Origin of the sequence: Amycolatopsis sp. NPDC051106 (assembly GCF_040682775.1) — a bacterium.
Classification (GTDB): domain Bacteria; phylum Actinomycetota; class Actinomycetes; order Mycobacteriales; family Pseudonocardiaceae; genus Amycolatopsis.
Map to the genome: position 1 here is coordinate 1 of NZ_JBFBBQ010000092.1, position 20208 is coordinate 20208.

General features: G+C 72.4%; 19 protein-coding genes. 9 read left to right on the plus strand and 10 right to left on the minus strand.

All coding sequences use genetic code 11. The features are described 5' to 3' along the window. Positions 1-282: 282 nt before the first annotated feature. Positions 283-1044, minus strand: a complete 762-nt coding sequence (gene cobF, locus AB0M83_RS39990; protein ID WP_364525623.1) for a precorrin-6A synthase (deacetylating) — start codon at positions 1042-1044, stop codon at positions 283-285. Between the two features lie 78 nt (positions 1045-1122). Between cobF and AB0M83_RS39995 the strand changes: the two genes are divergently transcribed. The 3 genes from AB0M83_RS39995 (at position 1123) to AB0M83_RS40005 (ending at position 3801) form a co-directional block, all read left to right on the plus strand. Then, complete coding sequence (locus AB0M83_RS39995) at positions 1123-1329, plus strand: heavy-metal-associated domain-containing protein (RefSeq protein WP_364525625.1); 207 nt, start codon at positions 1123-1125, stop codon at positions 1327-1329. 5 nt (positions 1330-1334) lie between these two features. Then, positions 1335-3449 (plus strand): heavy metal translocating P-type ATPase, encoded by a 2115-nt coding sequence (locus AB0M83_RS40000; protein ID WP_364525627.1) that lies wholly within the window; start codon positions 1335-1337, stop codon positions 3447-3449. 70 nt (positions 3450-3519) lie between these two features. Continuing rightward, a complete protein-coding gene (locus AB0M83_RS40005) occupies positions 3520-3801 on the plus strand; it encodes a metal-sensitive transcriptional regulator (RefSeq protein ID WP_257920172.1) in 282 nt (93 codons plus the stop codon). Here the strand turns inward: AB0M83_RS40005 and AB0M83_RS40010 are convergent. The 4 genes from AB0M83_RS40010 to AB0M83_RS40025 form a co-directional block, all read right to left on the minus strand. Continuing rightward, positions 3798-4472 (minus strand): CPBP family intramembrane glutamic endopeptidase, encoded by a 675-nt coding sequence (locus AB0M83_RS40010; RefSeq protein ID WP_364525629.1) that lies wholly within the window; start codon positions 4470-4472, stop codon positions 3798-3800. The genes AB0M83_RS40005 and AB0M83_RS40010 overlap by 4 nt on opposite strands. Positions 4473-4477: 5 nt before the next feature. Further along, the gene (locus AB0M83_RS40015) at positions 4478-5746 is read right to left on the minus strand and encodes an ABC transporter substrate-binding protein (RefSeq protein ID WP_364525631.1); all 1269 of its coding nucleotides are present in this window, start codon (positions 5744-5746) and stop codon (positions 4478-4480) included. 39 nt (positions 5747-5785) lie between these two features. Continuing rightward, a complete protein-coding gene (locus tag AB0M83_RS40020) occupies positions 5786-7003 on the minus strand; it encodes a M protein (protein WP_364525633.1) in 1218 nt (405 codons plus the stop codon). 120 nt (positions 7004-7123) lie between these two features. Beyond that, positions 7124-7843, minus strand: coding sequence for an MgtC/SapB family protein (locus AB0M83_RS40025; RefSeq protein ID WP_364525635.1), 720 nt, complete (start codon positions 7841-7843; stop codon positions 7124-7126). A gap of 109 nt (positions 7844-7952) precedes the next feature. Here AB0M83_RS40025 and AB0M83_RS40030 point away from each other — a divergent pair, with 109 nt between their 5' ends. Next, positions 7953-8618, plus strand: coding sequence for a maleylpyruvate isomerase family mycothiol-dependent enzyme (locus AB0M83_RS40030; RefSeq protein ID WP_364525637.1), 666 nt, complete (start codon positions 7953-7955; stop codon positions 8616-8618). A gap of 77 nt (positions 8619-8695) precedes the next feature. Here AB0M83_RS40030 and AB0M83_RS40035 read toward each other — a convergent pair whose 3' ends face one another. The 3 genes from AB0M83_RS40035 to AB0M83_RS40045 form a co-directional block, all read right to left on the minus strand. Then, positions 8696-10039 carry a copper resistance protein CopC gene (locus tag AB0M83_RS40035; protein ID WP_364525639.1) on the minus strand — a complete coding sequence of 448 codons (1344 nt, stop codon included), beginning with the start codon at positions 10037-10039 and terminating at the stop codon, positions 8696-8698. Further along, positions 10036-10608: a hypothetical protein gene (locus AB0M83_RS40040; RefSeq protein WP_364525641.1), complete on the minus strand. Its 573-nt coding sequence runs from the start codon at positions 10606-10608 to the stop codon at positions 10036-10038. The genes AB0M83_RS40035 and AB0M83_RS40040 overlap by 4 nt, the downstream gene beginning before the upstream one ends. 147 nt (positions 10609-10755) lie before the next feature. Further along, positions 10756-11451 carry a winged helix-turn-helix transcriptional regulator gene (locus AB0M83_RS40045; protein ID WP_364525643.1) on the minus strand — a complete coding sequence of 232 codons (696 nt, stop codon included), beginning with the start codon at positions 11449-11451 and terminating at the stop codon, positions 10756-10758. Between the two features lie 298 nt (positions 11452-11749). On the opposite strand from AB0M83_RS40045, the gene AB0M83_RS40050 reads away from it, so the two are divergent. The 3 genes from AB0M83_RS40050 (at position 11750) to AB0M83_RS40060 (ending at position 16911) form a co-directional block, all read left to right on the plus strand. Then, positions 11750-14059, plus strand: a complete 2310-nt coding sequence (locus AB0M83_RS40050; RefSeq protein WP_364525645.1) for a TOMM precursor leader peptide-binding protein — start codon at positions 11750-11752, stop codon at positions 14057-14059. A gap of 45 nt (positions 14060-14104) precedes the next feature. Beyond that, entirely contained in the window at positions 14105-15571 is a 1467-nt protein-coding gene (locus AB0M83_RS40055; RefSeq protein ID WP_364525647.1) for a SagB/ThcOx family dehydrogenase, read from the plus strand. Between the two features lie 134 nt (positions 15572-15705). Beyond that, positions 15706-16911 carry a histidine kinase gene (locus AB0M83_RS40060; RefSeq protein WP_364525649.1) on the plus strand — a complete coding sequence of 402 codons (1206 nt, stop codon included), beginning with the start codon at positions 15706-15708 and terminating at the stop codon, positions 16909-16911. A gap of 141 nt (positions 16912-17052) precedes the next feature. Here AB0M83_RS40060 and AB0M83_RS40065 read toward each other — a convergent pair whose 3' ends face one another. After that, positions 17053-17658: a response regulator transcription factor gene (locus tag AB0M83_RS40065; protein ID WP_364525651.1), complete on the minus strand. Its 606-nt coding sequence runs from the start codon at positions 17656-17658 to the stop codon at positions 17053-17055. 229 nt (positions 17659-17887) lie between these two features. Continuing rightward, the gene (locus AB0M83_RS40070) at positions 17888-18637 is read right to left on the minus strand and encodes an AraC family transcriptional regulator (RefSeq protein WP_364525653.1); all 750 of its coding nucleotides are present in this window, start codon (positions 18635-18637) and stop codon (positions 17888-17890) included. 457 nt (positions 18638-19094) lie between these two features. Here AB0M83_RS40070 and AB0M83_RS40075 point away from each other — a divergent pair, with 457 nt between their 5' ends. Next, a complete protein-coding gene (locus AB0M83_RS40075; RefSeq protein ID WP_364525655.1) occupies positions 19095-19280 on the plus strand; it encodes a hypothetical protein in 186 nt (61 codons plus the stop codon). Between the two features lie 318 nt (positions 19281-19598). Then, the gene (locus AB0M83_RS40080; protein ID WP_364525657.1) at positions 19599-20204 is read left to right on the plus strand and encodes a response regulator transcription factor; all 606 of its coding nucleotides are present in this window, start codon (positions 19599-19601) and stop codon (positions 20202-20204) included. The last annotated feature ends 4 nt before the right edge of the window (positions 20205-20208 follow it).

Sequence of the window (20208 nt, forward strand, 5' to 3'; positions counted from 1 at the left end):
AAGCCTGATAGCGCCGATGGTACTGCAACCGAAGGGTTGTGGGAGAGTAGGACACCGCCGAACTTACTTAAGGGCAAGGGCCCCGGTTGAGAACCCATGGTTCTCCCGGGGCCTTTTCTCATGCCCGCATCCACTCAGCCCGACCGTCCAGGTACGCGAGCCGACCGTCTGGGTACGCGAGCCGACGGTCCAGGTACGTGTGTCGTCCGTTCAATCACGCGAATCGCCTCTCTAATCACACGTGACTGGAGGGGCATCACTCGTGATTGCGGGGTCGACACGCTAGTCCGCCGGGCGGCGCAGGAGGTATGTGTCCATGATCCAGCCGTGACGTTCGCGCGCCGCGGCCCGCGCCGAGCGGATCTGGGACGCGAGAGCCGGCGTGAGCGGGCCGGACAGCAAAATTTCGTCGGGCGTGCCCACGTACGCGCCCCAGTAGATGTGGAGACCCTCGGAAGCGAAGCGGTCGAACGTCGTGTGGGCGTCCAGGAGGACGAACACGTCGTCGACGTCTTCGGGCCAGCCGGACGCCAGCCGGCGGCCCGTCGTCAGCTGGACCGACCGGCCGATCTGGTTCATCGTCGTCCGGTGGCGGGCCACCAGCGCCGAGATGCTGCTGATCCCCGGGATCACCTCGTACTCGAACTCCACGTTCCCGCGCGCCAGCACCGCCTCGATCAGCGCGATCGTGCTGTCGTACAGCGACGGGTCGCCCCACACCAGGAACGCGCCTGTCGAGCCGTCCGGAAGCTCCGACAGCAGCAGCTGCTCGTACACCGCCGCCCGCGCCGCGTGCCAGTCCGCGACCGCCGCGCGGTAGTCGTCGGGCGTGCGGTCGCGGGGCGGGTCCTCCGCCAGCACCACGCGGTGCGGACGGGTGACGAACCGGGCGAGGATCTCCTGCCGCAACCGGACCAGGTCGCCCTTCTCCGCACCCTTGTCGAGCACGAAGAAGACGTCGACGCGGTTGAGGCGGTCGATCGCCTGCACCGTCAGGTGCTCCGGGTCCCCGGCGCCGATCCCGATCGCGTAGAGCTTGCGCATCCCGCGAGTCTGGCGGGGGTCACGAGTGAACCCCTACCCCCGATGGGTATAAAGGAAGGGGAACGAGAGGAGCTGCTGATGACCGAAGCGAGCTACACCGTCGAGGGCATGACCTGCGGACACTGCGCCACGTCGGTCCGCGAAGAGGTCTCCGAGCTCGCCGGCGTCCAGAGCGTGGACGTCGACGTCGAGAGCGGGCGCGTCACTGTGACCAGCGACTCCCCGCTGGCCGCCGACGCCGTCGCCGCGGCCGTCACCGAGGCCGGCTACCGCCTGGTCGCCTGAGTCCCATGACCACCGCGCAGTCCGCAGCAAGCGTCGAGCTCGCCATCGGCGGCATGACGTGCGCGTCCTGTGCCGCCCGCGTCGAGCGCAAGCTCAACAAGGTCGGCGGCGTGACCGCGACGGTCAACTACGCCACCGAAAAAGCCCAGGTCAGCTACCCGAGCGAGCTTTCCGTCGACGACCTCCGGGCCGTCGTCGAAGCCGCCGGGTACTCCGCGCGGCTGCCCGAGCCCGCGGAACCGGACGAGACGCCCACGCTGCGCAAGCGTTTGCTCCTTTCGGCGGCACTGACGATCCCGCTGGTCGCCCTCGCGATGGTCCCGGCCTGGCAGTTCGACTACTGGCAGTGGGTGTCGCTCGTCCTCGCCGCCCCGGTCGTGACATGGGGCGCGTGGCCGTTCCACCGCGCCGCCGCGGTCAACCTGCGCCACGTCGCCGCCACGATGGACACGCTGATCTCGCTCGGTGTCCTCGCTTCGGTCGCCTGGTCCCTGTACGCGCTCTTCTTCGGCATGGCCGGCGAGATCGGCATGCGCCACGGCTTCGAGCTGATCGGCCCGGGCACGGCCGGCGACACCCTGTACTTCGAGGTCGCGGCCGCGGTCACCACGTTCATCCTGGCCGGCCGGTACTTCGAAGCCCGCTCCAAGCGCCGCGCGGGCGCCGCCCTGCGCGCACTCATGGACCTCGGCGCGAAGGACGTCACAGTGCTCCGCGACGGCGAGGAGCGCCTGATCCCGGTCGAAAACCTGCAGGTAGATGACGTCTTCGTCGCCCGGCCCGGCGAGAAGATCGCCACCGACGGCGTGGTCACCGAAGGCCGCTCCGCGATCGACACCAGCATGCTCACCGGCGAGTCCGTCCCGGTCGAGGCCGGCCCCGGCGACGCGGTCACCGGCGCCACCGTGAACGTCGGCGGGCGGCTGCTCGTGCGCGCCACCCGCGTCGGCGCCGACACCCGGCTGGCGCAGATGACGCGGCTGGTCGAGGCCGCGCAGACCGGCAAGGCGGAGGTTCAGCGGCTCGCCGACCGGGTCTCGGCCGTGTTCGTCCCGGTGGTCGTCTTCCTCGCGCTGGCGACGCTGGTCGTCTGGCTCGCGACCGGCGGGAGCTCCGAGCAGGCGTTCACCGCGGCCGTCGCCGTGCTGATCATCGCCTGCCCGTGCGCGCTCGGGCTCGCGACGCCGACGGCGTTGCTGGTCGGCACCGGCCGCGGCGCGCAGCTCGGCATCCTCATCAAGGGCCCCGAGGTGCTCGAGTCCACCCGCCGCGTCGACACGGTGGTGCTGGACAAGACCGGCACCGTCACCACCGGCCGGATGACGCTGGTCGAGGGCGACGGCGAGGTCCTCCGGCTCGCGGGGGCCGTCGAAGCCGCGTCAGAGCACCCGATCGGCCGCGCCATCGCGGAGGCGGCGCGGGAGCGGTTCGGCGCGCTGCCCGCCGTCACGGAGTTCCGGAGCACCGTGGGCGTGGGCGTGACCGGAGTGGTCGAAGGACGCGCCATCGCCGTCGGGCGGGCCGAAGGCGACGGGACCACGGTCGGCGTGACGTGGGACGGCGAGGTCCGCGGGCGGCTGGTGCTCGCCGACACGATCAAGCCGACGTCCGCACGGGCCGTCGCCGAGCTGCGGGAGCTCGGGCTGAAGCCGGTCCTGCTGACGGGCGACAACGAGGGCGCGGCCCGGGCGGTCGCCGCCGAAGCGGGGATCGACGAGGTCGTCGCCGAGGTGCTGCCGGAGGGCAAGGTCGACGTCGTCAAGCGGCTGCAGGCCGAAGGGCACGTGGTCGCGATGGTCGGCGACGGCGTCAACGACGCGGCCGCGCTCGCCCAGGCCGACCTGGGCCTGGCCATGGGCACCGGCACCGACGCGGCCATCGAGGCGAGCGACCTGACGCTCGTGCGGGGCGACCTGCGGGTCGCGGCCGACGCGATCCGGCTGGCCCGCCGCACCCTCGCCACCATCAAGGGCAACCTGTTCTGGGCGTTCGCCTACAACGTCGCGGCCCTGCCGCTGGCGGCGCTCGGCCTGCTCAACCCGATGATCGCGGGCGCGGCGATGGCGTGCTCGTCGGCCTTCGTGGTGAGCAACAGCCTCCGGCTGCGCCGGTTCCGCTGAAGCCCCGGACCCATACACCCGGTGGGTATACTCGGGGCAGAGGGACGCCGACGACGGGGACAGGTGCGCGATGACGGGTTACGGCACTGAGCGAGAGGCCTATCTCAAGCGCCTGCGCCGGATCGAGGGGCAGATCCGCGGGCTGCAGCGCATGGTCGAGCAGGACAAGTACTGCATCGACATCCTGACGCAGGTCTCCGCGGCGACGAAGGCCCTGCAGTCGTTCTCGCTCGAGCTGCTCGACGAGCACCTGGCGACGTGCGTGGTCCAGGCGGCGGCGAACGGCGGCGAGGAAGCCGATTTGAAGGTGCGGGAAGCGTCGGACGCGATCGCGCGGCTGGTGCGTTCCTAGCGCACCAGCACGGCCAACGTCAGGCCGCCGGCGTTCGTCGTGAAGTGCACGATCACGGACGCGAGCACTCCGCGGCCCGCGTGGCGCCACCAGTGCAGGAAGATCCCGGCCACGCCCGCCGCGGCCATCGCCAGCACCTGCAGCACCAGCACCGGTGTCGAGCCGAACACCGCGTGCACCGCCGAGTTGCGGCCGATCGCCAGCGCCGGCCAGAAGTGCCACAGCCCGAACAGCGCCGCCGCGCCCAGGATCGGGGGCCAGCGCCAGCGGTCGTCGCGGGCGCCCAGCAGGGCCGGCAGCACCCCGCGGAACGCCACCTCCTCGATCAGCACCGTGCCGAACAGGATCCGCCCGCACGTCAGCCACAGCAGCTGCCCGAGGTCCGGGTCGCCGACGCGGCCGTCCTGGTACACCGTGCGCAGCGAGGGCACCGCCAGCGCGATCCCGAACACCACCGCGACCAGCCCCGCTCCGGCGAGACCGGCCAAGGCGGGCCGCCGGAGGGACCGGAGCCCCAGGTCGGACCACGACAGCCCGGCCGCGCGGGCCAGGGCGACCAGCACCGCCGCCGCCACCACGCCGCACACCGGGTACGCCCAGCCCGGCAGTACGCGGTTGGCCAGCGTCGTCGACGCGGCGAGCGTCACCACCGCCGCGACCAGGGCGAACATCCGGGTCAAGGGATGATGTCCCGCGAGTTCAGGGCGTCGGTCAGCCGTTCGCGCAGCTCGGCCGCGGTGGCCGCCGGGTCGATCGCGGACGGTGGGGACAGTACCTTCGAGATCACCGTCGACAGGTTCTGGTACGCCGGGGTCAGCGGCCGGACGGCGGCGTCGGCCAGCGCGGCGAGGATGTCCGGCTTCATCGGGAACTTCGCCGCCATCGTCGAGCCGGGGTCGGCCGGGTCGAGCGGCGCCGGGTCGTCGTAGACCGAGCGCGTCGTCGGCGCCAGGCCGTCCTCGATCGCCTGGTACTTCTGGCTCGCCGGGCTACGCAGGCACAACGCCGCCTCGAACGCCTCCGCCTGGTGCGGCGAGTACGTGCTGACCGCGAGGTTGAACCCGCCGATCGTGACGCGGCTCGGGCGTCCCGGCACCACCGACGGGTACCGCGCCCAGTGCACGTGCGTCAGGTCCCGCGGTTTCTCCTTGGCGTAGGACGCGTAGACGTACGGCCAGTTCAGCTCCAGCGCGCCCTGCCCGCGCTGGAACGCCTGCCGGACCTCGTCCTCCTTGGCGTTGCCGAGCGAGGGGTCGGTGACGCCGGCCGTGGTCAGGGTCTTCAGCACCTCGAGCGCGCGCACGGCGCCGTCGTCCATCAGCACGGACTTGCCGTCGTCGGACAGGATGTGCCCGCCCGCCGACGCGACCAGCGTGTTGTAGAAGACCACCAGACCCTCGTACTGGGCGCCGGTGAACAGGACATCGCCCGGCTTTCCCGCCGCTTTGAGGGCCCTGGCCTGCGCGATCATCTCGTCGAACGTCTTGGGTGGGGACGGCGTGAGGCGGTCGTCGTACCAGAGCAGCTGGACGTTCGTGTGCTTCGTCGCCGCGTACAGCTTCCCGTTCCAGCGCGCGGTCGAGAGCGGGCCGGGCAGCACGTCGCGCGTCGCCTCCGCCTCGGCGGCGCCGGTCCACGGCACCACCCAGCCGGCCTCGGCGAACTCCGGCACCCACGTGACGTCGAGGCCGAGGACGTCCAGCGAAGGGTCTTCCGCGGCCAGCCGCCGCACCATCTGCTCGCGCTGGCCGTCCGCGCTGCGCGGGAGCTTGTGGTAGACGATCCGGTAGCGCCCGCCCGCGGCCGCGGTGCAGGCGTCGACGACGTGCTGCAGGTTGTTCTCCGGCGAGACGTACAGGTTGATCGTGACGCCGGAGCCGTCGCCGCACGCGCTGAGGGCGCCCGCGGTCAGCGCTGCGACCAGCGCGATCTTCGTTCGCCTCACGGTCCGATCATGGGGGCTGCCCGGCCGCGGGGCAAGGGATCAGCCCACGGCGTCGGTGAGGTCCGCGGGGGACCGCCGCTGGACGGGCACTCTCTTGGACATCGGCAGGGTGGCCTCGGGATCGAAGGGCGCGGGCCGGTCGTCGAGGGCGACGGCCGCTTCGGTCAGGAGGGAACGGCAGCCGGTGAGGCTCGCCTGGAGCTTGTCGCGCACCTCGGTGAGGGCCGTGACCTCACGCTGGGCGGCTTCGACCAGGGATTCGCCTTGCCGGGTCGCTTCGGCGACGAGGCGTTCGGACTCGGCTCCGGCGGTCGTGACGAGCTGCTTGGCTTTGGTCTCGGCGGTGGCGACCAGCTCGTCCGCCTTGGCTTCCGCCATCGTGACCAGCGTTTTGCTGCGTTTCGTGGCGTCGGTGACCTGCTTCTCGGCGGTGGCGACGAGCTTCTCGGCCTTGGCCGAAGCCGTCGCGATCTGCCTTTCGGCTTCGTGCTCGGCCGTGGTGACCAGCTCGTCCGCCTTGGCCTTCGCCATCGTGACCAGCGTTTCGCTGCGTTTCGTGGCCTCGGAGAGCACCTTCTCGGCTTCGGCTTCGGCGGCCGCGAGCTTGCGCTGCCCGCTCGTCACCAGGTCTTCGTTGCGCCGGGTCGCGTCGGTGACCAGCTGATCCGCCTTGGCCCGGGCGGCCGCTTCCTGCTCGGCCAGCTCGCGCATCGCCGTGGCGCGGCGGATCGTCATCGCGCGGGTGTGGTCTTCTTCCTGCTGGGCCCGGCGGTGCGCGGCGGCTTCGTCGAGCTCACGGCGCCGCTGCTCGGCCGCGCGCAGGAACTCTTCGTGCTCGATGCGGCGCCGCTCGGCTTCAGCCTCCGCTTCGGCGACCAGCCGGCGTTCCTTCTCCGTGAGGCGGATCGCCTCCCGCTCGGCTTCGTGCCGGGTGCGTTCGGCCGCTTCCGTTGCCCGGGCAGTGATTTCGGCCGCTTCTTCGCGGGTCAGCTCGATCATCCGGCGTGAGCGCTCCTGCAGCGCGTCCGGTTCGATCGGGGTGCGGCAGATGCGGTCGATCTTCACGCGCAGCTCACGGTTGTCCTCGGCGAGCGCGGCCACGCGCTGCCGCGCGGAGTCGCGTTCGGCGGCGAGCCGGTGTATCTCGGCCTCGGCCCACGCGACGTATTCCTCGACCTGCGCGCGGTGGAATCCGCGCCACGCAAGGTCGAATCCGGGCTGCGTCCGCGCCACGTCCTCGCCACCGCCGGGGGCCATGCCTCACCTCCGAATTGGATGGTTTCTCCTCGGCCGCACGTTTTCCTTGCGGTACCGGGGAATTCCGGGTGCACCCCAGTGTGCCGCAAACCCGCCTCCGCGCGCTGCCCGGGCGGCCGATCATTCGTCGAGCGGTTCCCCGGGGCCGGTGGACGTGCTCCGGACGCCCGGCAGTTCGGCGAGTTCGGCGGCGAGGTCGTAGAGATCACCGCGGCCGTCGAGGCGCAGCCGCACGACCGCGATCCGTTGCCCCTCCTCGGAAACCGACTCGTGGTCGACGTCGACGTGGTGCACGGCCCAGCCGCGTCCGGTGCACGCCGCCAGTGCCGCGCGCAGCACGCCGTGGCCGTCGAGGTAGCTCAGCTGCACGACCGGTGGCTCGCGGCGGTGGCGCGCGACGAACCGCTGCAGCGGCGGGAAGCCGCGGGTCACCACGAAGTGCGCGATGGTCGTGCCCACGGCGAGCACCGGGAGCCCGGCACCGCACGCCGTGCCGACCGCGGCGGTGAGCCAGATCGTCGCCGCCGTCGTCAGGCCGCGCACGGCGTCCCGGCGGACGAAGATCAGGCCGCCGCCGATGAAGCCGATGCCGGACACGATCTGCGCGGCGATCCGCGACGGGTCCAGTGAGACGTGGTCGCTGGTCAGCAGGTCGGCGAAGCCGTACTTCGACACCAGCATGAACACGGCCGAGCCGACGCCGACCAGGCTGTGCGTCCGCAGCCCCGCGGGCTTCATGCCGGCCTCGCGCTCGAGCCCGATCGCGACGCTGAGCACCAGCGCGAGCAGGACCGGCGGCAGCAGGTCCCACTGCGCCGAGGTGGACCACAGAGTGGGCAAGGTCACTACCTCCCGAGGTCGTCGGTGTCGGCACGCGGGGAGAACCGCCGGGGCCGTCACCTGGGCATACTGGGCCGAAGCCCCGATCGTGCCAGGTGAGGTGGGACGCGTGACAGCCAGTCGGCTCGCCCCGGACTTCGTGGGCTACCCGGAGGTGCGGCGCGGTGTCCGCGCGCTGCTGGGCGCCCGCGCCGGCGCGCACCGGCGCCCGGTGCCGGCGTGTCCGGAGTGGACCGTCGCCGACCTGCTGGGGCACCTGATCGCGATCGCCGAGCGCGTGCTCGAGCGGCACGGCGGCACGCCGCCGGTCTCGGCGGCTTCGACGCTCCCGGAGCTGCTCGACCGCTGGGACGACGTCGGCGAGGACCTCGACCGGCGCCTCGCGGAGGCGGGCGGGCGCAGCGGCGAGATCATGGTGATGGACGCGTACACCCACGAGCTGGACCTGCGCGCCGCGCTCGGGATGCCGCCGCCGGTCGAGCACGCGGCCTGGGCGCCGAGCTTCGAAGTGCTGGTCCGCGGGTTTTCGGGCTCGGTCGCCGGCCGCGGGCTGCCGGCCCTGCGCCTGCGCACGACGGGCGGCTCGGAGTGGACCGTGGGCACGGGCCGCCCGGTCGCGACGCTGACCGCCCCGGCGCACGAGCTGTACCGGGCGCTGGCCGGGCGGCGGTCGCCGGGCCAGCTGACGGCGCTGGCGTGGAGCGCGGCGCCGGAGCCGTGGCTGCCCGCGTTCAGCTGGGGCCCGTTCAGCCCGCCGCGGTCGCCGGGCGTCTGACCTGCGCAAATCCGTGAATGTCGCATTCGCGGACGTCAAGTCCCTCGATGCGACATTCACGGACTTGCCGCTGTGGCTCAGCCGCCCGGCGGGGTCACCGTCAGCATCGCCGCCAGCGCCAGCACCACGACGCTGAGCAGCACCTCCACCGCCACGGCCTGCCGCAGGCGGCGCAGGTTCGCCGTCACCGTCTTCGTCGTGCCCTCCGCCGGGCCGGTCAGGCCCCGGCGGACCGCGCGGCGCGACCGGCTCGCCACCGCCAGCAGCAGCGCGAAGCCGGCGATCTTGAGCAGGAGCAGCAGGCCGAACCGGGTCGTCCAGAGCGTGGACAGCGACGGCATGATCCGCAGGGCCAGGACGGCGCCGCTGATCGCGATCGCGGTCACCGACCCCGCCGCGAGGCCGGAGAAGCGCGCCGCGACGGGGGCCAGGTCCTCGCCGGGGGCCGGGCGGTACAGGCACAGCGCCAGCTGCACCAGCCCGCCGGCCCAGACGGCGATCGCCCCGAAGTGCACGAGGTCCGCCGAGACCGAGACGAACATGATCGGGTCGGTGACCGGGTGGCCGGTGGCCGAGAACGTCAGCAGCACCAGGAAGCCGGTCACCATGGCCAGGTTCTCGTAGCGGGACCGCAGCCGGTCCGGCAGCCCGGGCCGCAGCAACCGGGGCACCAGCACCGCCAGCGCGACGACGGCGGCCAGCCGGAGCAGCAGCAGCTTCCCGTAGGCGACGCGCAGCGTGTCCGCCAGCAGGCCGGTGTCGAAGACCGCCTCGAGGTTCCGGCCGGCCGCGTACGGGCCCTGCAGCACGAACGCCGCGGCGGTGGTCGCGGCCAGGAGACCGATGCCCCAGCTCAGCAGCCGCCGGGCCCGGCGGTCGGTGCGGGCCGCCGGCCGGCACAGGACGGCGAACGCCAGCCCGCCCAGCAGGACGACGCCGAGGTAGGCGAGCCAGCGGACCGCCGTCGAAGCGAAGTCGACGCCCGCGTCGGTGCCGGTGGCCGCGGACACCGCGCCGGCCGAGGTCACCAGCGGACCGGTGCCGACGACGAACGCGAACGTCCCGCGGACCGGGTGGGAGTCGGCCGAGACGAAGGCGTATTCGACCAGGTAGCTCGCGTCCGGCAGGTTCGGCTTCAGCCGCACGGCGACCTGCTCGGCGACGTCGCCGGGCTGGAACACCGGCCCCGAGTCGACCTGCGTGCCCGCGAGGTCGACGACCTTGATCGACCCGGGCTGGATGCCGACGTTCTCCGACAGGGTGACCGACACCAGGGACGGCGCCGCGCTCAGGCGGGCGCCGTCCCCCGGGGTCGACGAGACGATCTCGACGTGGGCCGAAGCCGGCGTGGCGGCGAGCACGAGCCAGCCGGCCAGGAAGGCCAGCAGGACCAGTGCCCGCCGCGCGACGCGGCCGCTCACGAAGCGGCGAGTGCCGGCGTCTTCTGCCCGCAGAGGCAGCCGGTCAGCTCGCGCTCGGCGGCCGAGGCGCGCCGGTGCAGGACGACCGCCACGATCATCGGGATGGTGACGATCGTGTTGTAGAACAGGTGCAGCTCCACCCGGGGCACGAGCAGCTGGATGATGCTGGTGGGCACCTTCTGCCCGGCCAGCCGCCAGCCGGACTGCGCCTGGATGAACAGCAGCAGGTGCTCGATGTGGTGCCAGAACTGGATGCCGAGCGCGAGGTTCCACCACTGCCGCGACCGGCCGGCGAACCCGTGCCGCAGAATCCACAGGAACACCAGCATCACGAGCGCGTAGCCGTAGTGCAGCCATTCCTGCGAGATCAGCCACGGGAAGGGCATCCCGAGCACGCCGCGTGCCTTCGCGGCCGGCCAGCCGAACCCGTAGATCTGGATCGCCTGCACGATGTGCTCGGCCCAGTGCGCGATCACCACCAGCATGAACAGCGCGAGCGCGCGGTGGTGCCACCGGCTGTTGAGCGGGCGGAGGAACCCGGACGGGCGGGCGAGTTCGGACGTCGACATGCGGACCCCAGTTCACGAAGATGACGGCGTGCGTAGACGATAACCGCTTCCGGAGCGGTTCCCGTTACTCCGGATTGCCGATTGTGCAAGGAAAAATGGGACGCCCGGCGGATTGCGTACCGCCGGGCGTGGTGTAGCGAAGAGCCGTCAACGCACCGACAGCCCGGCCTCGCGCTCGGGCGCCGGCGGGATGTGGAAGAGCCGGGTGAACAGCTCGAGGTGCGCCGGGTCGCCTTCGAGGCGGACCTTGCCGCCGGAGATCGCGTCCTGGGCGGACAGCTTGCCGTTGAGCAGGTCGAGCATCGCCGGGCCCTGCGGCTCGATCACCAGGTCGGCGGCCGGCAGCGAGCCGGCCGACGCCTTGAGCGCGCCGTCGTCGACCATGGCGTGCACGATCATCTCGCCGCCGAAGTGGTGCAGCTCGTAGTTGACGTGCACGCCCGTGGCGGCCTCCTCCTGGAAGGTCGTGTAGAGCGAGAGGATGGCGGCGTCGAGGGTGAAGACGTCGTCCGGCTTCGGGTAGTTCAGCGACCGCGCGCCCCACAGGGAGAGGTCCAGGACGATGTGGTCGAGTTCGCAGCCGTACTCGGTGAGCTCGTAGACGACGCCGGCGTCCAGCTGGGAGAGGACCCGGCGGCGGATCACGCCGGTCTCCTCGAGCTCGTTGAGGCGCGAGGTCAGGATGCTCACGGGGATCCGCGGCAGGGTGTGCTGCAGGTCGTTGAACCGCTTCGGGCCGAGCATGAGGTCACGGATGACCAGCAGCGACCACCGCTCCCCGACGATCTCGAGTGCCCGGGCCAGGCCACAGAACTGTCCGTAGGTGCGAGCAGATGCAGGCATACTCGGGTCCTCACTTGTCTCGGGTGCCAGACCGGGCGCCGCCCGGGCTCGCGCGGGGCCGCGAGCTCCGTTACGGTGCCCCTGACGCACCGTGCTGCCACGGGCGTCGCTGTCTACGGTGACGGTTCCCCGCCGCGCGCGGCCAGTGAACGGCGCACCGGTGTCCCGTGCGTTTCCCACTTCGGACCATGCGTTTCGCATGACTTCCGCGTGCTCTGAGCACTGGCTGAGTAGACCTCCGGTGGAGCACGATTCCCTTCTCTCGTCCCGCCCAGCCCGACGAACGGCAGGAGGGCCCATGCGCACGACAGCGGTGGACGCGCCCGGGAGCGGCGCCACGGACGTCCCGGTGCCGGTGCGCGCCCCGGCGTTCCGGCGGCACCTGCGCGCGGAGGTCCGGGAGGGCAAGGGCGCGTACCTGTTCTCCGAACAGGGCGTGATCGCGATGCGCGGCCCGAAGATCGAGTCGCTGGCGGCGTTGCTCGACGGCACCCACGACCTCGACCGCCTGCTGCGCGGGCGGCCGGGCGGGATGGCGCCGGAGGAGGTCGCCGCGCTGCTGGCCCAGCTGGTCGACGCCGGGCTCGTGACGCTGCGCAGCCCCGGCTCCGGCGACCGGCTCGGCGACGAGCGCGCGCTGGCCTACTGGGACGCGTGCGGGGTGGACGCCGACGTCGTCGCCGCGCGGCGGGGCACCGTGCGGCTGACCGCGGTGGGCGACAGCGCCGACGGCGTCGACCCCGGCGCCGTCGAACGGGCACTGGCCGAGGCCGGGCTCGAGGTGGTCCGCACGGACACCGGCACCGCCGACCTGTCGGTCGTGCTGTGCGCCGACTACCTCGACCCGCGCCTGGCCGACATCGACGCCGAGCACCGGCGGGCCGGGCGGCCGTGGCTGCTGGCCCGCCCGTCCGGGGCCCAGGTGTGGATCGGCCCGGTCCTGCGGCCCGACGGCGCGTGCTGGCACTGCCTGACCCACCGGCTGTGGGGCCACCGGCACGCCGAGGCGTGCGTGCAGGAGGAACTGGGGCACGCCGGGCCGGCGCGGCGCCCGATGCCGGCGCTGCCGCCGCTGACCTCGGCCGCGGCGCACCTCGTCGCGCTGGAGGCGGCCAAGTGGGTGGCCGGGTACCGCCACCACGGCCAGCAGTGCGTGTGGACGCTCGACTCGCTCGACCTGCAGGGCCGGCTGCACGAGCTGCGCCGCCGCCCGCAGTGCCCGTGCTGCGGCGACCCGTGGCAGGTGGTGTGGCGCTCGACGCGGCCGGTGGTGCTGCAGCCGGCCAAGAAGGCGACCACCGGGGGCGGCGGGCACCGGACGGCGACGCCGGCGCAGATGCTCGAACGGCACCGGCACCTGGTCAGCCCGGTCACCGGGATCGTCAAGGAGATCCGGCCGGACCCGGACGCACCGCCGTTCGCCAACGCCTACCGCTCCGGGCCCAACATCGCCCGCGGCATCACCGGGATGGCCGCCCTGCGCGCGGGGCTGCGCTGCGAGAACGGCGGCAAGGGCGTCAGCCCGCTCGACGCGGAAATCGGCGCGCTGTGCGAGGCCGCGGAGCGCTTCTCCGGCAACTTCCAGGGCGACGAGCTGCGCATCCGCGGCTCCTACGAGGAGCTGGGCGAGGAAGCGGTGCACCCCAACGCGTGCATGCTCTTCGGCGACCGCCAGTACACCGGCCGCGCGCAGTGGAACGCCGAGCACGCGAGCTTCCAGCGGGTCGGCGAGCCGTTCGACCCCGCCGCCCGCACCGACTGGACGCCGGTGTGGTCCCTGTCCGGGCAGCGCCGCCTGCTGCCGACGTCCTACCTGTACTACGGGACTCCGCCCGAGAGCGCGGCGCGCGGGGTGCGCGCCGACTCGAACGGCACCGCGGCGGGCAGCAGCCTGGAAGACGCGATCCTGCAGGGCGCGCTGGAGCTCGTCGAACGCGACGCCGTGGCGCTGTGGTGGTACAACCGCACGCCGGTGCCGGGCGTCGACCTCGCGTCCTTCGCCGACCCGTGGCTGCACGAGATGACCGCGGCCTACGCGGGGATCGGCCGCGAACTGTGGGTCCTCGACGTGACCTCCGACCTCGGGATCCCGGTGACCGTCGCGCTTTCGCGGCGGATCGGCGCCTCGCACGAGGACATCATGATGGGCTTCGGCGCGCACCTCGACCCGCGGATCGCGGTGCGCCGCGCGGTGACCGAGCTGAACCAGATGCTGCCCGTCGTGGAGGGCGCGGGCCACGACGTCGACGACCCGGACGCGCGGCGCTGGCTCGCGTACGCCACCGTCGCGAACCAGCCGTACCTGCGGCCCGAGGCGGGCGAGCGGATGCGGACCGCCGCGGACTTCCCCTTCGTCCACCGGGCCGACGTCCGCGACGACGTCGAGGCGCTGGCCCGGGTGTTCGGCCGCGCCGGCCTGGAGCTGCTGGTGCTCGACCAGACCCGCCCCGACGTCGGGATCCCGGTGGTCAAGGTGCTCGCGCCGGGGATCCGCCCGTTCTGGGCCCGGTTCGCGCCGGGCCGGCTCTTCGACGTCCCGGTCCGGCTGGGCCGGCTCGACGCGCCGACCCCGTACGAGCGGCTCAACCCCTTCCCGATGTTCCTGTGAGAGCCCGTGGGGCTCGGCGTTCCGCTGTTGCTTGAGGAGTTGGCTGTGCCTGCATACCGCCCGGAGACCGTCCGGCTCTGGTCCCTCACCGAAGACACCTTGCTGGAGGCGGGCGACGACGACACGCTCGTCGCGATCACCTGGTGGGGCGAGTACGAGCTGGCGGACGTCCCCGGGCCGGTGCGCGAGTCGCTGGGCCGGATGGCGCTCGGCCCGATCTCGATGGGCAACCTCGCGACGTCGGCGGGTGGGGCCGCCGAGGCCGGGGCGGGAACGCTGCGGAAGGTCCTCACCCAGCTGTCCGGCTCGGTCGTGCACTCGCTGGCGCTCAACGACGGCCGCGGGCCGCTGCTGTCGGCCATCCCGGTGACCCAGGCGCCGGTCTTCCCGGCCGACGCGGTGCCGCCCGGCAGGCTGATCAAGCTGTCGCGGTACTCGGCGATGCGCCCGGACGGCGGCGGGCTGCTGCTGGAGTCGCCCCGCGCCCGGTACCGCGTCGCGCTGCTGCGGCCGCCGGCGGTGGCCGTGGCGTCGTCGCTGGCCGGGCCGGTGACCGTCGCCCAGGTCGCCGAGGACTCCGGGCTGGCGGAGCCGGTCGTGGCCGACGTCGTGGCGTTCCTGGTGGCCGCGGGGGTGGTGCTGGTGGCCGACGACTGGGCCGAGTTCGCCGAGGACACCGACACCGACCTGGCTGTCTGGTCGCCCGACGACCTGATGTTCCACGCCCGCAGCCGGACGTGGCTGAAGGGCGGCCCGGCGGACCCGGAGGCGCACCGCGCGGGCGTCGAGCCGCCGGTCGTCAAGCAGATCACCGCCGGCCCGACCTTCCCGCTGCACCGCCCCGACCCGGTGGTGCTCAAGGCGACCGACCCGACGCTGGCCACGCTGCTCGAACACGACCACACGTGCCCCGAGGTCACCGAACGCGCGTTGTCCGCCGAGCAGGTCGGGGAGTTCCTCTACCGCGCCGCGCGGGTGCGGTCGATCGGGCCGGCGTACCTGCCCGGCGGGCCCGGCCACGAGGCGTCGCAGCGGCCGTACTTCAGCGTCGCGTGCCTGTACGAGCTCGAGATCTACGTCGGGATCAACCGCTGCGCGGACCTCGCGCGGGGGATCTACCACTACGACCCGCTGTGGCACACGCTGACGCTGATCAACGACGACCTCGGCGTCCTGGACGGCATGCTGGACCTGGCGATGATCGGGGCGGGCAGCCACCGCCGGCCGTCGGTGCTGCTGACGATGACCGCGCGGATGTCGCGCATCGCGTGGGTGCTCGGCAGTGCCGCGTACGCGACGACGCTGGTGCACGTCGGCGCGCTGCAGCAGGTGCTCTACCTCGCGGCGAAGGCGATGGGGCTCGCCGCGCACGCGGTGCCGGTCGACGCCGGCGACCGGGTGGACCGCTCGCTGAAGCTCGAGTGGCCCGCCGAGGTCAGCGTCGGCGAATGCGTGCTCGACTTCCCCGGCGGTGCCGCGCCGTTCGTCACCGGCCCGGTGCCTGCCGAATAGCCTCGTCCGCCGCTCGGAGGTGGCCCGCTTCCGGCCGGGCCGGTAACGCCACCGGCCGGCCGGACGACGCCTCTGCCGTGACCGTTCTCCTGTTACCGTTGTGACACCGGGGTTCGGGTGAGGTGGGAGGTGCCGTGGCATATCCGGATCGGCTCCTCGGACGAATCCGGCTACGGGCCGCCGCGCAGGCGGACGAGGAAGCCGGGCGGCCGGACTTCCGCGCGCTCGTCGTGGGCGGGCCGCCGGTGGCGGCCGCCGCGGTCGCGCTGATGGCGTCCCTTCCCGTCCTGGCCGGACGGCAGTCCTGGGTGTCGTGGCTGCTCGCGCTGTCCGGTGCCGCGGCGCTGGCGGGAGTGCACCTGGCCGCGTTCAAGCCCGGCCGGTTCCGCCGTCCCGGGCTGGCGCTGGGAGCCCAGGCCCTGCTGGCGTACGGGCCGATGCTGCAGCTGGGCGCCCTGTGGAGCACCGCGAGCGGGTTCTTCGCCGGGGGCCTGCTGCTCGCGGTCCGGCCGGCCAGGGCCTTGCCCGCGGCCGGTCTCGTGTGCGTCGTGGCGGGGCTCGTCTCCGCCCGGGGGACTGCTTCGGCCGACGCCGGGTTCGCGGCCGTGACGTCCGCCGGGGTCGCCGCGCTGGTGCTGTTCGCGACGGGTGCTGCGGCGCGGCTGATCGCGGAGCGCGAGGAGGAGCGCCACGAGCTGCAGCGGCGGGCGATCGCCGAGGAACGCAAGCGGTTCTCCCGCGACGTCCACGATCTGCTCGGGTTGAGCCTTTCGGCCATCACCCTCAAAGGTGAACTCGTCGACCGGTTGGTGATCGGCCAGCCGGGCCGCGCCAAGGAGGAGCTGGCCGAGCTGCTGACGATGTCGCGGCGCGCGCTGGCCGACGTCCGCACGGTCGCGGCGGGCTACCGCGAGCTGTCGCTGGAGGACGAGTGCCGGGCCGCGGCGGCGGTGCTGAGCGCGGCCGGGATCCGGGTGACGGTCGCCCGTTCGGGTACCGACAACCTGCCCCCGGAGGTGGCGACCGCGCTGGCGGCCGTGCTGCGCGAAGGGGTGACGAACGTGGTGCGGCACAGCACGGCGAGCTGGTGCGCGCTCTCGGTGAGCAAGGACGACGGGACGGTCTGGCTGGAGATCGTCAACGACGGCGCGGGCCACGCGGCGGGCGGTGGTGCGGGGTCGGGCTCGGGGCTGCGCAACCTGGCCGACCGGGTGGAGTCGCTGGGCGGGACGCTGGCGACGGAAACCGGACCGGACGGCACCCACCGGCTGCTGGCGGCGGTCCCGGTCGGGTGCGATGGCGTGCGCCGGCACCGGGAGCGGGACGAACTGACGGCGTAAGCGCTTTCCGGCGGGTTTTCCGGGTGGTGCGGGATGTTCGAGCGCGCGGGACGTGTGTGTGGAGGGTCGACACGCGTGATTGGACGGTCGGCTCGCGTACCTGGAGGGTCGGGTCGCGTACCTGGAGGGTCGGCTTGGTGGCTAGAGCCACTCCGCTTCGGTCGCGATGCGGATCGCGTGGACCCGGTTGCGGGCGTTGAGCTTCGTGACCACCGCGGCCAGGTAGTTGCGGACCGTGCCGGCCGACAGGAACAGTTCCGCCGCGATGTCGGCCACGTTGCGCCCGCGCGCCGCCAGCGACAGGATCTCGATCTCGCGCGGGGTCAGCGGGCAGTCGTCGGTCTCCCAGGCGGCCAGCGCCAGCTCGCTGTCGATCACCCGGCGGCCGATCGCCACCGAGCGGACCGCGTTCGCCAGCTTGTCCGACGGCGAGTCCTTGAGCAGGAAGCCGTTCACCTTCGCGTCCAGCGCCCGGCGGACCGTGCCCGGGCGGCCGAGGCTGGTCAGGATCAGCGTGTGGACGCCGGGGAGGCTCTCGTGGATCTCCATCGCCGCCGACAGCCCGTCCTTGCCCGGCAGGTCGATGTCGATGACGGCGACGTCCGGCTGGGCCGCCTTCGCGGCCGGCAGGATCTGGTCGCCGGAGGACACCTCGGCGACCACCTCGATGTCGGACTCCAGGTTGAGCAGGGCGACCAGGGCGCCGCGGACCATGTGCATGTCCTCGGCCAGCAACACCTTGATCACGACGGTACCTCGCCCCAGTTCGTTGACTCCCGCCCCAATTGTACGCCATTGCCCCGCCCCACCGGTGTTTCGAAGAAGCGCACCCGGGAATGGCCGGGAATTCCCCGGCGGCTCGCGGCGAGCCGGTCACCTCACCCGCTGGGCCGAATGGCTGCCGGGAACACGGACCTGGTGAGCCCGCCGTCCGTGGATTAACGGACGGCGGTTTCGGCGCGCCGGAATTGCACGCTCAGACCGCCACGGGGCGGGCCACCGCGGGCTGGCGCAGGTCCGGCAGGGCCAGCAGGACCGGCGGGTCGAAGCCGTGCCGCGGCCGCAGCCGGACGTCGGCGAGGCTCGCCGTGACGCCCTGGTGCACGGTCACCGGGCCGGCCAGGCCGGTGTAGGGCCGCAGGGTGTGGTTGTCGACCTCGCCGCAGCCGTAGGCGTAGGTGAGGACGTACCACGAGCCGAGCGGAACGTCGGCCAGCGCGTACGGCCCCGGGCCGGGCAGGACGGCGAACCGGGCCGGCGCGCCCTCGGCGATCCGGGCCGCGAACAGCCCGACGAACACCGGCCCCACCTGGGCCGATGGCGCGACGCGCAGCTGGCCGCGCACGGTCGTTCCCGACCCCGGCCGGGACTGCCGGTCGGCGACCCGCGGGGCCATGCCGCGCAGCTGGCGGTAGCCCGACGGCGAGACGCCGACACTGCCGCTGAAGCGGGCGCTGAACGTGCCGACGCTGTTGTAGCCGACCTGGTGGCTGATGTCGGCGACCGAGATGGTGGTGGTCGCGAGCAGGCGTTTGGCCTCCGCGAGCCGCAGGGCGGAGAGGAACCGGCCCGGCGACAGCCCGGTGGCCCGCAGGAACACCCGGGTGAAGTGGAACTTGCTGAACATGGCGGCGCGGGCCAGGTCGTCGATCGTGAGCCGCTCGCCCAGGTTGTCTCGCATGGTCACGATGGCGCGTGCCACGGCTTGCCGGACGATCTCATCCATGGTGGCCGTCCCTCCCGGTCGACAATGCGCACCCGAGGCTTCCCGGTGAAGGCGCCTTCGGTGCGGGGGATGTGATTTCGTCCAAAACTGTAGATCGGCGGGCGTCTACTTCTTAAGTGCTCTGTGCACCGGTCCGGATGGATTTCACCGGTCCCGCACATGCGTTTTGCACATGGGGTGTGAACAGGGCCCGAACCGGGAACTCCGGCCCGGAGCGCATGTGCGTTTTTCATACCCGTGGTGACGGGTGGAATGTGCACGACAGCGCACGGTGACGGAAATGACCTGTTTCGCGGGTGTCCGGTGCCCTTGTTAGCCCGTTCGGAGTCTTGGCCGTAACCGCACGGAGCATGTGTAAACCACAGTGCGCCGGTGATGCGGGCACTGGCTGATGCTGCGTCCATTGGCGACGATTTATGGCACGTGAAGCATTCATCTTCGCCACTGGGAGCAGAACATGTCCGCACAGATCTCCGCTGACGTCCGCGCGCTTTTCGCCGATTTCGAAATCGAGTTCGAGAAGGCTGGGACGGACCTCGTGATCGACCGTTTCGAGCACTGGGGCATCGACGCTTCCGCGGGCACCGTGCAGCCGCGCCGGGGTACCTGCTTCTGCCAGGTCGACGCCCTCGAAGCGGCTTGATGCGCGTTTGCGCAGTTCGCGAGCCGGTCCCGGCGGGCGCCCAGCGCGCCCGCGGGGGCCGGCTCGCTGCACGCGGCGGGCCGGGAAGTCCACAAGCGACCCCGGCCGGAAAATTTCCGACACGGATGACAGGAACTCGGAACGTGTCCGTGACGGCTGGTAGCCGGCCAAGTGCGAGTAGGTATTTTTAACCTGGTCCCAACGCGTGCATGTGCATTTCGCGGCATCCCCGCATAAGTGGTGCCCGAATGGTGCAACCGATTCGTCAAGCAGAATGTTTAACTGAGCTTCTGGGGAATCGTGAGTGCGGAGGCACCCGTGATCAGAGTGCTGGTGGCCGAGGACATGCACATCGTGCGGGGAGCACTGGTGGCACTGCTTCGGCTGGAACCCGACATCGACGTCGTCGCCGAGGTCGCTTCCGGGCTCGACATCCTGCCGGCCGCGCGGGCCAAGCAGGCGCAGGTGGCCGTCATCGACATCGACCTGCCCGGCAAGGACGGGCTCACCGCGGCCGGTGAGCTGCACGCACAGCTGCCGGGCTGCCGGACCCTCATCCTCACCAGCCTGGGCCGTCCCGGCACGCTCAGGCGCGCGCTGGACGCCAAGGTGGGGGGCTTCCTGCTCAAGGACGCGCCGCCCGACAAGCTCGCCAACGCCGTGCGCGGCGTGCTGGCCGGCCGTCGCATGGTCGACGGCGACCTGGCGCTGGCCGCCTGGGACACCGTCGACTGCCCGCTGACCGCCCGCGAGCTGGACGTGCTGCGGATGACCGCGCAGGGCTACGGGACGGTGGAGGTCGCGGCCCGGCTGTACCTTTCCGCCGGGACAGTACGGAACTATCTCACGACTGTGGTCGCGAAGCTCAACGCCCGCAACCGGGTCGACGCCATCCGCATCGCCGAGGAGTCGGGCTGGCTGTGACCGC

Coding starts and splice junctions, on each gene's coding strand:
- AB0M83_RS40005 (WP_257920172.1), top strand. CDS start 3,520: ATGACGGGTTACGGCACTGAGCGAGAGGCCTATCTCAAGCGCCTGCGC.
- AB0M83_RS40070 (WP_364525653.1), bottom strand. CDS start 18,637: ATGGATGAGATCGTCCGGCAAGCCGTGGCACGCGCCATCGTGACCATG.
- AB0M83_RS39995 (WP_364525625.1), top strand. CDS start 1,123: ATGACCGAAGCGAGCTACACCGTCGAGGGCATGACCTGCGGACACTGC.
- AB0M83_RS40000 (WP_364525627.1), top strand. CDS start 1,335: ATGACCACCGCGCAGTCCGCAGCAAGCGTCGAGCTCGCCATCGGCGGC.
- AB0M83_RS40020 (WP_364525633.1), bottom strand. CDS start 7,003: ATGGCCCCCGGCGGTGGCGAGGACGTGGCGCGGACGCAGCCCGGATTC.
- AB0M83_RS40075 (WP_364525655.1), top strand. CDS start 19,095: ATGTCCGCACAGATCTCCGCTGACGTCCGCGCGCTTTTCGCCGATTTC.
- cobF (WP_364525623.1), bottom strand. CDS start 1,044: ATGCGCAAGCTCTACGCGATCGGGATCGGCGCCGGGGACCCGGAGCAC.
- AB0M83_RS40040 (WP_364525641.1), bottom strand. CDS start 10,608: ATGTCGACGTCCGAACTCGCCCGCCCGTCCGGGTTCCTCCGCCCGCTC.
- AB0M83_RS40050 (WP_364525645.1), top strand. CDS start 11,750: ATGCGCACGACAGCGGTGGACGCGCCCGGGAGCGGCGCCACGGACGTC.
- AB0M83_RS40045 (WP_364525643.1), bottom strand. CDS start 11,451: ATGCCTGCATCTGCTCGCACCTACGGACAGTTCTGTGGCCTGGCCCGG.
- AB0M83_RS40010 (WP_364525629.1), bottom strand. CDS start 4,472: ATGTTCGCCCTGGTCGCGGCGGTGGTGACGCTCGCCGCGTCGACGACG.